The organism is Flavobacterium sp. FlaQc-30 (assembly GCF_044005885.1).
GTDB lineage: Bacteria > Bacteroidota > Bacteroidia > Flavobacteriales > Flavobacteriaceae > Flavobacterium.
The window spans coordinates 18,920-32,672 of the sequence record NZ_JBIPCO010000005.1; the positions used below are offsets into that span (position 1 = coordinate 18,920).

A 13,753-nucleotide genomic window follows, 5' to 3' on the forward strand; every position below is an offset into this window, starting at 1 on the left:
AGGGGATTTTTTAGCCTTGAAGCCGAAATATCAAAAGCTAAATAAATTGCTTATTTTAGCCTAAGTAAAATTTTCGAAACAGTTTTCATTTTAAGGACTATAAATTTACATGAAAAAAGCGCGTCTTTACACTTTGACACTTGCAGGCATTAGTATTGTTGTTCTAATTATTACATTAATATCCTCGAGTTATTTGTATCAGTCAGCTAAAGAAAAATGTGCAATAGTAAATTGGAATCGGGAGAGAGGGAAGTTCGGGAAATTTCCAGACTTTTGGAGCAGCAGCTCAGAAGCGGATTGTCAAAAGATCAGGTAATTCGCAATCTTCAGATAAGCATTGAAAATACAGATATAAAAAGTGATTTTATTTGCATGTACAATCAAAAAGGAATTGAACTCTGCCATCCTAATCCAGCGTTAATTGGGGTTAAAATCCAAGAAAATAATTCTCAGGTAAATGGAATAAGCAATCAAGAGTTTAAGCCGTTAAGCACCGTTTTGGAGCAAGGAGAAAAAATAGGAGGGATACGTACATTTCCTAATGATCCAAAAAGAAAATCGGAAATAATAAATATAAATCCCGTTGCAGGAACAGACTGGATGGTGGCTTCGCATGCTAACTTGGCCGTTTTAGAAGAAGAATTATCAGATTTGTATCTTCAGTTTGTGGTGAGTTTGTTTTTAAGTACAGTTTTCATAAGTGTCTGCTGCTACTTAATGATACGGCTTATTTATCGAAAATATGAAAGGGTTTTTGATCTTGAAAAAGAGGATTTAAATTATAAGGTAAATGAGCTTCAGATCTTGAATTTGCAATTGAATTCGAATCAGCAGAAATTACAAAATCTCGCAGATAAAAATATTCAAAATGATACATCAAAAGAGTCAGAAATTCCAAAGAAAAGAATACTTACGTATCATAAAGATGAACTGATAAAATTAGATATTCAAGAGATTGCTTATATTTTACTGGATACCGGAATTACTTATATTTATACTTTTGATCATCGACAATATAACAGCAATAACAGCCTTGATGAGGTTATGAAATGGCTAGATCCTACTATTTTTTACAGAGCAAACAGACAGTTTATTATTAACATAAATTCTATCAGCAGTATATTGCTTTATGGAAAAAAACAGTTGAAACTAATTATAAAACCTGATCCCAAAATCGATATTATTATCAGTAAAAATAAAGTAGCAGAATTTAAGAATTGGCTTGATCAGTAAAAAAAAGAGACAAATAAATTGAAATAAAGGTGTGTGAGGTTCTGTCGCATCTAAAGCTAAGTTTTATCGTTGCCTTTTTAAACTCGTAAACTAATGAATACTAAAGACCATTGCTATCCGAAGTCTATTATTTTGGCAGGCCGTATATTTTATTATGTACATTAAGCTATCGGCATGTTGAAGAGATCATGAATATGCGATGAGTTCTGTTGATCATGACGTTGTTCAGCGTTGGATTTATAAATTTACGCCTTTCATTGAATCAGAAATGAAGAAGAGAAAGATCAAAGGTGGAGCAAGCTGGAGATTGTATGAAACCCATATAAAGTAAAGGACATTTGGTGCGAATACTATTTTTAAGTAATATTATTTCTTAGAAGCTTTTCCTCTATACGTTTCAACCTAGCGCTAGCGAACTGGCGAAGCAATCTTTTGTGCCTAGCCTCAGCGAAAAAGGATTTCCATTGCTATTGGAGTTAGGGTTGCTAAATAGCCTGGCTCTATAGACAAATAAGAAATAAGCAAGATTATAAAAAAATGGCGCCAATTGTCTTCAATTGGCGCCATTTGGCTTTGTGACGTTTAGTTCACAATTTACAAATCATTTTATGAACGATTTAAAGAAATTAGCTTATTTTAAAGTGAATTTGTAAGATAATTATATGAAATATTACTTTTGAGGCGGATTGTATGTATCGTAAGGGTTAAATGTTAAAAAATGTTAATTCATTCCCGTGATTTATAGTAAGAAACAAATTTTGAATCACCTGTTATTTTAAATCTAAAGATTAAAGACTGTCTCACAACATGTGAGGCAGAGCCTCTTTTTCTTTTATTATTTTCGGATTGCTTTATTGGGCAACGATATCAAAAGAACAATTTTGAAAGGCTTGCTATTTTTTTTAAATTACCATTATCATAACTGTAAAATTTTTAATGCTCCTCTTGCGACTATGAAAAATACACAAACTCCAATAATAAGATCGGGTACCATTGAATTAGTAAAGTATACTAATATGCCAGCAATTATGACTCCCATATTAATTACAACATCATTTGAGGTAAAAATCATACTTGCTTCCATATGTGCCTCTTTGCTTTTAGATTTTTGAAGCAGGTAAAGGCATAACGAATTGCCTACAAGGGCAAATAATGAAACTACTATCATAGTTCCGTATGCAGGAATATGGTCAAACTCTACAAATCTTCTTATAACTTCAATAAGTCCTAAAATTGCAAGACCAATCTGAAAATAACCACTTATCTTTGCTACACTTCCTTTTCTTGTTGTTGTACTACCGACAGCGAACAGAGCTAAGCCATATACAATACTATCGGCGAACATATCCAAACTGTCTGCAACCAATCCCATCGAATTGGATATAAAACCTGTAATAACTTCAATTATAAAGAATGAAAAGTTTACAATGAGAACCTGCCATAATAACTTACTTTGCTGAGAGTCATTATTTTGCTCTACATAATCAGATGTATGTTCTGTTGCCATCAGAGTGCTATCCAGATTAAGAGTATTAATTGCATTTGTAATAAGAGTGTTGTCGTCCGTATGATAGACGTTTAGTTTTCTGCCTGCAATGTCAAAATCAAGCTGTTTAATTTGTTCTAAACCTGTGAGTTTCATTCTTATTAATTGTTCCTCACTAGGACAATCCATCTTTTTTATATTATAAATACTTTTTTTCATATCACTGTATTTTAATCTTAAAACCCGCATTTACAACAAATCCATCTAATGGAGCATATATATCTTTGAAAACGGGATTTGAAATAGTTCCTGTGTATATGCTTCCAAATTTTGTCTGTCTGGTATCTGTAAAATTTTCAAAATTAGCGTAAACCGAAAAGTTCTCCCAAAGCCTCTCTACCATAAAACCAAAAATCCAGTAGTCTTTTCCAGTTGTACCATCACTTAATTTTTGCGGACTGTAATAATATGCTTCTAAACCTGCTTTCCATTTTTCTTCAACTTCATACATCAAAACATTGTTTAATCGGTGTTTTGCCGTTAAAGGATTTTCAGATTTTATTCCGTTAGTATCTATGGAAGCATCCGTATAGGTATAACCCAGAAATAACTTAAAATCTTTGTATCCTAATTTCACATTTGTTTCAGTTCCTTTTGTGTCCAAATATCCGTTGACGTTTACAAACTGATAAATATTATCTGGAAGGGAATTTAATATCAGCGGATTATCAATATTGGTATAGAAAAATAACTGATTCCACGATAAAGAAAGATCTTCTGTAATTTTAGTTTTATAATTTAAATCAAAGTTAAAACCGTAACTTTTTTCAAGTTTATTGAAATCGCTGCTAATTGGCAGTACATTTCGATACTGGATACGCTCGCTTTCTTCAGTAAAAATAGTCGGCGTTTTATAGCCAAGACCTCCACCGATTCGGGATGTTAGTTTAGGATTAATTTTAAATAGAGCGGAAACTCTTGGTAGCAGAGAAAAACCATAGTCAACAACATAATCGCCTCTCAGACCAGTTTCTATCTGTAGCCATTCTTTGGCTTTAACTGTGTTTTGAAGAAAAGCTCCATAAGTAATCTGATTATAGTTTCTTAATGGGAAAGATGTATGGCTGTTTTCAGTAAAATTGTCGGTATATAAGTTTGCACCGGCAACCCATTCTGCAATTTCGCCGTTTTTAGAATAGCTTATTTCAGAAAAAGTACTGTTCTGCAAACCGTCAAAAATATAATCAGGAATTGTGATAACACGACTGAAATTATTAAAACTGTTTTTAACCGTTATCGATTCCTGCTCATTAAATTTATGCGTGAGAGCGAATTGAGTATTTATTCTCTGAGTTTTATTTTTTTCGAAATAACTATCAGGATATTTACTTTGATCTTTGATATAATCAATATTTCCACCTAAGCGGTTTTCAAAAACGGTATTGACGCCAAAATTAAGTTTGGTGTTTTCATTAAAATTGACAAAAAGTTTAGGATTAAAATTAAAACGCTCAAATTTTGGTATAGCTGTAAGCTTTATATCTGCTGGATCATAAGGAGCGTTACGATCGTGAGAAGCAAAAACAGTTACACCAATTTTGTTAAACTGTTGGGAATAAAATCCATTTATATCCAATCCAAGAGCCGAAGTTCCATTAATTAAAAATCGCAACTCCTTTTCTTTGGTTGGGATTTTAGAAACAAGATTTACTAATCCGGCTATTGCTCCTCCGCCGTAAAGGGTAGAGGCAGAACCTTTGATTATTTCAACCTGCTTTAAATCTAATGGAGGGGTCTGCAGTAATCCAAGCCCGCTTGACGCGCCAGAATATAAAGGAAAACCGTCTTTTAGAATCTGGGTATATCTTCCGTCCAACCCTTGAATCCTAATAGAAGAATTTCCTGAAGTTGCAGAAGTCTGCTGGGTCTGGATTCCTGTACTTTCGTTAAGCATCATGCGAATGTCACCCGGTTTCATATTAGCTTTTTCTTCAAGTTCTTCTCCGGCAATAAATTCTACCCTGGTTGGAATATTGCTGATCGTTCTGGTGCCTCTGGTGGAAGTAACAATTATTTCTTCCATTTCTTCAGCTTCGTGATCTTCGCTCTGCAATGCAATTTCTATAAAATTTAAGCTGGAAGGCACTTTAAAAACTGTTTTATTTGGAGTGTAGCCTTCATCAGAAATTGATAAGGTATAATTTCCATCTTTTAGATTTTCTACACTGATATTTCCATCATTATCTGATTTGAAAACCGAATTTGTTTCTTCAATTTTTGCAGAAACTCCTTTTACAGGTTCGTTAGTTTCAGCATTCTTGAGACGAAATTTGATAGTATTCTGTGCTTGTGCAGTGCCAATAAATGCCATTGTCACAATCAATAAAATATATTTAAACATTTATGATTTCTTAATATTAATAATAAATAATAGACCCGCATAATGAGATGAATGCAGGGATAAACTTTTTATATTAAGAAATTTTAGGAGGCTGCCAGATTTTGCAGATGAATGAAGAGTTGACAAATTTGTTGTATGATGGTGTTTGTGAGACTTCATCAAGGTTAAATTCTAATTTTTCATTTAGAATTATTGAATCAAAGTTTATCGTAAAGCCTATACAGATTCCACAGGAGTAGAATGGAGAACATTTTCCGTTACATTCATTACCGCAGTCATGTGAATCATTTTCACAATTTTTCTCTACACCGCATTCTGAGTGTTTAGCAAATGCGGAGCATGGAACTGTAGAAAGAAACAGTACGATGAATGAAAGTATAGTTACGAAAGTTTTCACATCGCAAATTTATCCTTTATTTATTAATAAGCCTTATAGGGGTACAAGTTTTATTTTGTAATACTGGTATATGCAGGGTTATTATAGCTGTCAAAATATTTAAAAGTAAGTTGAAATTCCTAAGTTAAACCCGTCAGTAATAGTAGGTGGGTTGGAAAAAATATCCCGTTGTTTCAAATATCGATAATTAAGGCGGATCACTGTTTGGGAGGTCGGCCTAAAACTAACAGCAGGCATTATGCTCCATAAATCTTCCCCAATATTACCACCGGTTTCTTTAAAGCTTCCAACATTCCAATCTACATATTCCAATCTACATGCAACATTTATCGCAGCTTTCTGCCAGCCTAAAATTGTTTTTGTCAATATAGGTTGCACAATATCTATAAATCCCCCTTTCTGTTTTTTGCCAAATTGTTGCGAATAAGTATCAGGTACATCAACATAAACCCATGCAAATTCAGAAGTGATAAAAGTTTTTATTCTTGGAAGCGTTGTATTAAAATCTAAAGCAAAAACAGATACACGTCTCTTCTTATCTATTGTAATGCCATCATCCTCAAATTTATTATAGATACCGCCCATATAAGAAATTCCAAGTTCTCCGACTTTAGTATTCCGCAGAGCAATTTTTCCCGTAAACAAGGGTTCTCCACTATTAATTTCTTCAAATCTTTCAGGGTTTTCTTTTGCCGCGGGTAAGAAAGTTTTGTTTTCTGTATTTTCAATTATTGAGTTATCAAAATTTCCGGAGAGATAGGCCTCATAACCAAACATCCATTTCTCAGAGTATTTTTTTCCAAAAATGCCAACCCCGGCGTTACTGAAAGTTGCTGGCAACATTTGAGTGGAAGAAATAGGTCTATCTGTAAAATCCCATTTTGGGCCATCATGATTTTGATTGAAAGACCCAATAGGATTTAAAATGATACCTGCGCGAAGATTTATCAACGGGTCAAACTCTACATCGACGGAAGCGAATTCAATAGAGATTTCTTTGCCACCGTCTTCAAACTCAATCTCGCTCAAAAATTTAATTTTTCTGCTAATGGAAGATGATATAAAAATAGATAGTCTTCTAGCTTGAAATTGATTGCCTTCGGAAATTCCGTCAGTTGTCATTTTTTGCCAGTTCATTTCAAGATAACCTCCTATTGATATGGGAGTCTTATTTATCTTCAAAGCCGGTCTGTTGTAAAGAGCATCCATGTTTAAGATATTTTTTACAGTATCTTTAGGTACTCTTTTTAATAAACTAGGATCGATCTGTGAATAGCAATATGTAGAAAAGAGTAAAATTAACAATGCGGGTATTACTTTTATTTTCAATCTCATTTTAAAGATATTTTTAAAATATTGTTTTCTATTGTGACCGGGAATTTTCTTAAGTCTGTATCTGCGGGACCGGTCTCGATGTTCCCGCGATTGCTGAATTCGCTTCCATGAGCCGGGCATTGAAGTTTATCTCCAAAAACTTGTAATTCAGCACCCTGATGCGTACATAACATAAACATGGCACAATAATCACTCTCACTAAATCTAAATACACATATTGGGGCTTTTAATATGTCATTTTGAATTACTATATACTTTTTAAATGCAGATTTTGTCCCTTTTTGAATTATAAAATCAGAAATTGGGACTAAGAGATCAGATTCCTTTATTTCTCTTGAAATTTGGGAAGAAGAGCAGCCTTGCAGTATTGTCGTTCCTGATATTGCAGCAAGACAGCCGAAACCGCATGCTTTTAGAAATTGTTTTCTGTCCATACTATAATGATTTTATAAATTTCAGCAAAGCCTGTTTATCTTCTTTAGAAAGCTTTTCAAATGCATATTTACTTTTCTGTCCCTCGCCGCCATGCATTAGTATCGCCTGCTCTATGCTTTTTGCACGGCCATCATGCATTAAAAACAAATTACCTCCCTGCGAGTTCTCGGAAAGGCCAATGCCCCAGAGGGGAGGGGTTCTCCACTCAGAAGTTTTTGCGCTGCCTTCTGTATAGCCATCATCCAATCCTGGACCCATATCGTGTAGGAGCAGATCAGTATAAGGTGCAAAAGTTTTATTTGAAAGCGAGTTAATTGGAGAATAACTTGTTTTTAATTCTGATCTGTGGCAGCCTGTACAACTTATTTGATTAAAAATAACTTTGCCTCGGATAACGGCAGGATCGTTTTGGCTTCTTTGGATGGGAGCCTTTAATGTTTTCAGATAAAACACAACATCATTTACTTTTGAAGTAGCGATTTCAGGGTCAATTTCTAAAGCAGAGTAGTGGTCAATAGGATTAAATATAGAAGTAATGCCCATATCTTGGTTGTATGCATTAACTGTTTGATGAAGTAGATCGAATGCTGAAGCTTTCTTGCCATATCTTCCAATATATTTGCCATTTTTTGATATGGCATTAGAACTTACAATAGCATAATCAGGTATGTTAATCCAGTTTACATTCCCTGAAATTCCGTCATCATCAACATCTTCAGGGTCAGTCATTGCAATTAGATCGGCATCTGAGACATACTGTAATAATCCTAATCCTGTGATAGATGGAGGCATAAAGGTGGAGAATGATGTGCCTGAAGGGATTTCTTCTGGAATAAAACCAGGTAGTGCACGGTTTTGAAGCTGCGGTCCTCCTAGTTTAATGAAATGATTGCCTGTTTCGTCAATTTGTCCAAAGCGAACTAAGCTGGTAAAAGGATGCCCTTTTCCGTCTCCTGCATGGCAGCTGATACAACTGGTACTTACAAAGGTTGGACCAAGGCCGGATGCCCTGTTAAAAACTTCATTAACTGCCTGGTCGCCTTTTAAAAATTGAGTTGATTCAGAAGCCGATAACCCTTCGATTGAGCCGTCTAAAAGTTTATCATCTTGCGGTAAATCTACAAAGCTGGTTTCACAGGAAACAAGCCCTATGTTTAAGACTACTAGTATGAAAGATGTCTTTAAAAATATATTTATATTTGCCATTATTTATTTTTTAGACAAAGCTAAAAATATTTTTAAAACAATTATGATTTATATTTGAATATTTTTTTTAATATTTCGATACTCTATGGCAGATGCTACTGCGTAAATAATAATTAATTTGAGTAAATTAGGTTTACCAATAGAAATTCAGAATTAATACAAAATTGTAAGTTTCCTTTGCATTAGCAGACGATATATAAAAACATACAATTATTTAAAACAATATTTTTTAATAAATGATTAAGTTTAAAATACCAGTGATCAATCAAATCAGGGTTTAGTTTTAACCGTTTAAAAATAATTTATAAATTTATATAAATGTAAAATATTGTTTTTTAGGTGTTTAGGTTGATTAAAGTAAATTTGCAATCCAATTGCAGAAACTATTTTGTAAATTTGTCTTAATATGAGATGGAAAACAACAATATTATTAGTATACATTCTTGGACTGCTTGCAGTTCCATGCAGTGACGTCTATAATACATGTCTTGAAGCGAAGTCTCAGAAGAAAGAACTGGCTCATAATCACAATCAGGATCACGATGACCATTGTACACCTTTCTGTCAATGTTCATGCTGCAGTGTTTCGGCTGTAAAATTTAATTTTAAGATGCCGGAATTTAATTTTCCCCAAAATATAATCAATGTTAAACATGCGGTTATAAAAGACTGTCAGGTAATTTCCAGCTATTTTGGAAGCATATGGCAGCCTCCCAAATTTTTCGTTTAAGTTTTTTGAATTGTGCAATTGATGCATAGTAATTATTGGTATTCAATAATGGCTTGCGAGACGCTACGTTTTCGATTCCTGAATGTTTTCAGTGATTGATCTTGCACATTCTAATTTTTCTCCAGTATTTGCTGGCGATCACATTATTTTCTAAACGTTAAAATTAATTACATTGTGTTAGATAGTATAATTAAATTCAGTATTAAAAACAAAATCATTATTGGTTTAATGACTTTGGTCCTAATAATATGGGGCGCCTGGAGCGCAACTAAACTGCCCATAGATGCCGTACCTGACATCACCAACAATCAGGTTCAGATTATAACAGCATGTCCAACTCTTGCCGGTCAGGAAGTGGAGCAGTTGGTTACCTTTCCAATTGAACAGAGCATTGCCACTGTTCCGAAAATCGAGGAAATCAGAAGTATTTCCCGCTTTGGGCTTTCGGTTATTACTGTGGTTTTTGACGATGAGACCGATATTTACTTTGCCAGACAGCTTATAAGCGAGAGGCTGAAAGAAGCGGTAGACAGAATACCGCAGGGAATCGGAACACCGGAAATGGCTCCTGTGAGCACGGGTCTAGGGGAGGTTTACCAATATATCATCCATCCTAAAAAAGGAAGCAAAAATAAATATAATGCCAAAGATCTGCGTACCATGCAAGATTGGATTGTGGCTAGACAATTATACGGAACCCCTGGAATTGCGGAGGTAAACAGCTTTGGAGGGGAGCTGAAGCAGTATGAGGTCGCGGTAAATCCCGATAGGCTCCGCGCAATGGGAGTAAGCATACCGGATATTTTTACGGCGCTGGAGAAAAACAACCAAAATACCGGCGGCGCATATATCGATAAAAAGCCAAATGCATATTTTATAAGGGGCATTGGTCTGGTAACTTCTCTTGACGATGTCAAAAAGATCGTGGTTAAAAATACTGGCGCAGCTCCTGTTTATGTAAGCGATGTAGCCGAAGTGAGATTTGGCAATGCAGTGAGATACGGTGCCTTGACATTCAATGGAGAAGTTGATGCAGTGGGCGGTGTCGTGATGATGCTTAAAGGAGAGAACAGCAACGAGGTTGTCAAACGCATTAAGGAAAAACTGCCAACTATCCAGAAATCGCTGCCTGACGATATTGTTATTGAGCCATACCTTGACCGTACAGACCTTGTGGGCCGTGCTATCAGCACCGTTGAAAAGAACCTTGTTGAAGGTGCATTGATCGTAATATTTGTACTGGTATTATTCTTAGGGAATTTCCGTGCAGGACTTATAGTTGCCTCTGCTATTCCTTTGGCTATGCTTTTTGCCCTTGGACTTATGAACGTTTTTGGGGTAAGTGCCAATCTAATGTCACTTGGAGCCATTGATTTCGGTTTAATTGTTGATGGAGCGGTAATTGTGGTTGAGGCTACGCTTCATCATCTGGCTATGCGCAAGTCGCTCAAAAATCTTACCCAGGATGAAATGGATGATGAAGTTTTCGAGTCTGCTTCTAAGATCCGTACCAGTGCTGCCTTTGGAGAAATTATCATTTTAATTGTATATATCCCGATCCTGACCCTTGTCGGCGTTGAAGGAAAAATGTTTCGCCCGATGGCGCAGACAGTGGGGTTTGCAATATTTGGAGCATTAATATTATCTCTTACCTATATCCCGATGATGTGTGCTTTGTTTTTATCTAAAAAGCCGCAGCACAAAGAAACATTCAGCGATAAGATGATGAATAGAATCCAGAGCGTATATCAGCCTCTTCTCCAGAAGGTGATTGACTTTAAATATGCTGTGGTGGGTGCTACCGTTTTAATTTTCTTTGCGGCTGTCTTTTTCTTCACAAGAATGGGAGGGGAATTTATTCCGCAGCTGCAGGAAGGGGATTTTGCGTTCCACTGCATCCTTCCGCAGGGAAGTTCGCTGAACCAGAGCATTGAGACTTCGATGCAGGCATCCAGAATAATCAAAAAGTTTGATGAGGTCAAGATGGTCGTTGGTAAAACAGGTGCGGCAGAAGTTCCAACTGATCCGATGCCTCCTGAGGCCAGTGATTTGATGGTGGTGCTGAAACCGCAGAAAGAATGGAAATCAGGAAGAACCTATGATGAACTTGCTGAAGCTATCAGTGAGGAGCTCGAAGTGATACCCGGCGTTTTTTTTGAAAAGAACCAGCCGATCCAGATGCGTTTCAATGAGCTTATGACCGGTATCAGACAGGACGTTGCCGTTAAGATATTTGGCGAGAACCTGGATACTCTTTCACAGTACGCCAAAGAAGTGGGTGCAGTGATCCAGAGCATTCCGGGGGCTACTTCGCCGCAGATTGAAAGAGTGAGCGGCCTTCCACAGATCAATATTGAATATGACAGGACCAGAATTGCCAACTACGGACTTACGATCGAAGATGTGAATGGCGTTGTCAGCACTGCATTTGCGGGAAAAAGCACAGGACAGGTATATGAAAACGAACGACGTTTTGACCTTGTTGTGCGTCTTGACAGCGTCCACAGAACCAGCATAGACGATGTGAGCAACCTGATGATCCCTACCAATACAGGAATACAGGTGCCTTTATCTCAGGTAGCTAAAATCGACTATAAATTAGGTCCGGCACAGATCAGCAGGGAAGCGGGCAAAAGAAGAATTGTAATTGGATTTAATGTGGCTGGCCGTGATGTACAGAGTGTGGTGCAGGACATCCAGAAAAAGCTGGCTGAAAAAGTGAAGCTTCCTCCAGGATATTATTTCACTTATGGTGGACAGTTCGAAAACCTGCAGGCGGCAAGTGCAAGACTTATGATTGCAGTGCCGGTTTCGCTTCTTTTGATCTTCGGGCTGCTTTATTTCACATTCCGTTCTTTCAAACAGGCTATGCTTATCTTTACCGCTATACCAATGAGCGCCATTGGGGGAATTTTTGCCCTTATGCTTAGAGGGATGCCTTTCAGCATCAGTGCCGGAATTGGATTCATTGCATTATTTGGAGTAGCGGTGCTGAATGGTATCGTGCTTATCGGAACTTTCAACCAGCTTGAAAAGGAAGATATGGATAACATTTTTGAGAGAGTCAAAGAGGGGACAATCACAAGGCTTCGCCCCGTTCTTATGACGGCAATGGTGGCATCACTGGGATTCCTGCCGATGGCGATGAGCAGCAGCGCAGGTGCGGAGGTTCAGAAACCGCTTGCAACAGTTGTAATCGGAGGTCTTGTTACAGCGACATTCCTTACATTGTTTGTGCTCCCATTACTCTATATAATCTTTAACACTAAATTTGATTTTAAAGAACGATTTAAAATGAGAAATGCAACAGCCGTACTTATACTGCTGCTTGCAGGTCTAGGATCTGCAAATGCGCAGCAGAGGATTCCAATTGACAAAGCTGTTGAAACCGCCTTACAAAGCAATCAGCAGCTGGATATTAATAAAACTGAAATCCAAGCAGCTGGACTGAATGTAAAAACTGCCGTTGACATGCCTAAAACAGGTATCTTTGCAGAGAATGAAGATTTAAGACCTTCAGATAAGACAGGGATTTTAAAAATAGGAATTTCTCAAAGTTTTGCATGGCCGGGTCTTTATGCCGCTAGAAAAAGCTATTTCAAGGATCAGTTGAAGTACACCCAGCTTAATACAGCTCTACTTAACGCAACGATCAAAAGAGATGTACGTACGGCATATTATAAACTTTGGTACCTTCAGGATAAACAGCTTTTATATCAGCGTCTGGACAGTATTTACACGCTCCTTTCAAAGACTGCAGAAGTGCGTTTAAAAGCCGGGGATGTCGCACAGCTGGATAAAATTGCGGCAGATGCAAAACTTCAGGAATTAAAAGCCTTTTCGGAACAGAACAAGAAAGACATGACCGTTCAGCAGCAACAGCTTATGATGCTTCTGAACCTGAATGAATGGCTGCTTCCTTTGGAAGCACCTCTTGGTAAAGCAGAGGTAAATTTTTCTGAAAGCAACGGTATGCATCCGTTGCTAACACTGCAGGAACAGAATGTAAAGATAGCATCTTCAAATGTTTCGATTATGAAAAACAGCAATATGCCGGAGCTTTCAGGAAGGGTTTTCAGCCAGAGGCTCTATGGGCTGGATGATCCTTATACAGGTTTTTCAGCAACTGCATCATTTCCTCTTTTCGGTGCCGTATCAGCGCATAACAAGGTAAAAGCGGCAAAAGCGGAGAAAGAAGTGCAGGAGAAAAATCTTGTATATCAGACTCAGCTTCTCCAGACCCAGAAGGCTTCTTCTGCAGCGGAAATTGAAAAGAACCTTTCGCTTCTGAATTTTTATGAGACCTCTGGACTTAAGCAGTCGGAAGATATTATAAAAGCTTCAACTCTAAGCTACCGCTCGGGTGAAATCAGTTTTGCGGAACTTGGACAATTTTTAAGCCAGGCTGTTGGGATCCGCCAGAACTATCTTGATGTTTTAAATCAATTTAACCTTTCAGCGGTGCAGTTTGATTATTTCAATAATAAATAAATAATGTAAAACCTGTGGGAGATACATAATCTCACAGGG

Annotated in this window: 9 protein-coding genes; 3 read left to right on the forward strand and 6 right to left on the reverse strand. The window is 36.9% G+C overall.

The genetic code is table 11. The features are described 5' to 3' along the window. Window positions 1–216: 216 nt before the first annotated feature. Window positions 217–1,233 (forward strand): LytTR family transcriptional regulator DNA-binding domain-containing protein, encoded by a 1,017-nt coding sequence (locus ACHRV0_RS12315; RefSeq protein WP_395441039.1) that lies wholly within the window; start codon window positions 217–219, stop codon window positions 1,231–1,233. Window positions 1,234–2,149: 916 nt separating this feature from the next. Here the strand turns inward: ACHRV0_RS12315 and ACHRV0_RS12320 are convergent. The 6 genes from ACHRV0_RS12320 to ACHRV0_RS12345 form a co-directional block, all read right to left on the reverse strand. Next, complete coding sequence (locus ACHRV0_RS12320) at window positions 2,150–2,938, reverse strand: cation transporter (protein WP_167443817.1); 789 nt, start codon at window positions 2,936–2,938, stop codon at window positions 2,150–2,152. A 1-nt stretch (window position 2,939) separates the two neighbouring features. After that, window positions 2,940–5,120: a TonB-dependent receptor plug domain-containing protein gene (locus tag ACHRV0_RS12325; RefSeq protein WP_115887008.1), complete on the reverse strand. Its 2,181-nt coding sequence runs from the start codon at window positions 5,118–5,120 to the stop codon at window positions 2,940–2,942. 73 nt (window positions 5,121–5,193) lie between these two features. Then, window positions 5,194–5,517, reverse strand: coding sequence for a DUF6660 family protein (locus ACHRV0_RS12330; protein WP_115887009.1), 324 nt, complete (start codon window positions 5,515–5,517; stop codon window positions 5,194–5,196). Between the two features lie 99 nt (window positions 5,518–5,616). Then, on the reverse strand, window positions 5,617–6,852 hold the full coding sequence (locus ACHRV0_RS12335) for a hypothetical protein (protein WP_115887010.1): 1,236 nt from the start codon (window positions 6,850–6,852) through the stop codon (window positions 5,617–5,619). After that, window positions 6,849–7,286, reverse strand: a complete 438-nt coding sequence (locus ACHRV0_RS12340) for a Rieske (2Fe-2S) protein (RefSeq protein WP_115887011.1) — start codon at window positions 7,284–7,286, stop codon at window positions 6,849–6,851. Before ACHRV0_RS12340 ends, ACHRV0_RS12335 begins: the two co-directional genes overlap by 4 nt. A 1-nt stretch (window position 7,287) precedes the next feature. Further along, window positions 7,288–8,493, reverse strand: coding sequence for a di-heme oxidoredictase family protein (locus tag ACHRV0_RS12345; RefSeq protein WP_115887012.1), 1,206 nt, complete (start codon window positions 8,491–8,493; stop codon window positions 7,288–7,290). A gap of 406 nt (window positions 8,494–8,899) precedes the next feature. Between ACHRV0_RS12345 and ACHRV0_RS12350 the strand changes: the two genes are divergently transcribed. Together ACHRV0_RS12350 and ACHRV0_RS12355 are read left to right on the forward strand one after the other, a co-directional pair. Beyond that, window positions 8,900–9,223, forward strand: coding sequence for a DUF6660 family protein (locus ACHRV0_RS12350; RefSeq protein WP_115887013.1), 324 nt, complete (start codon window positions 8,900–8,902; stop codon window positions 9,221–9,223). Window positions 9,224–9,397: 174 nt separating this feature from the next. Further along, a complete protein-coding gene (locus tag ACHRV0_RS12355) occupies window positions 9,398–13,714 on the forward strand; it encodes a CusA/CzcA family heavy metal efflux RND transporter (RefSeq protein ID WP_144213039.1) in 4,317 nt (1,438 codons plus the stop codon). The last annotated feature ends 39 nt before the right edge of the window (window positions 13,715–13,753 follow it).

What these genes read in the sequence shown, in the direction of transcription:
- ACHRV0_RS12345 (WP_115887012.1), bottom strand. Translation starts at nt 8,493, where the DNA reads ATGGCAAATATAAATATATTTTTAAAGACATCTTTCATACTAGTAGTC.
- ACHRV0_RS12325 (WP_115887008.1), bottom strand. Translation starts at nt 5,120, where the DNA reads ATGTTTAAATATATTTTATTGATTGTGACAATGGCATTTATTGGCACT.
- ACHRV0_RS12315 (WP_395441039.1), top strand. Translation starts at nt 217, where the DNA reads ATGTGCAATAGTAAATTGGAATCGGGAGAGAGGGAAGTTCGGGAAATT.
- ACHRV0_RS12350 (WP_115887013.1), top strand. Translation starts at nt 8,900, where the DNA reads ATGAGATGGAAAACAACAATATTATTAGTATACATTCTTGGACTGCTT.
- ACHRV0_RS12335 (WP_115887010.1), bottom strand. Translation starts at nt 6,852, where the DNA reads ATGAGATTGAAAATAAAAGTAATACCCGCATTGTTAATTTTACTCTTT.
- ACHRV0_RS12340 (WP_115887011.1), bottom strand. Translation starts at nt 7,286, where the DNA reads ATGGACAGAAAACAATTTCTAAAAGCATGCGGTTTCGGCTGTCTTGCT.
- ACHRV0_RS12320 (WP_167443817.1), bottom strand. Translation starts at nt 2,938, where the DNA reads ATGAAAAAAAGTATTTATAATATAAAAAAGATGGATTGTCCTAGTGAG.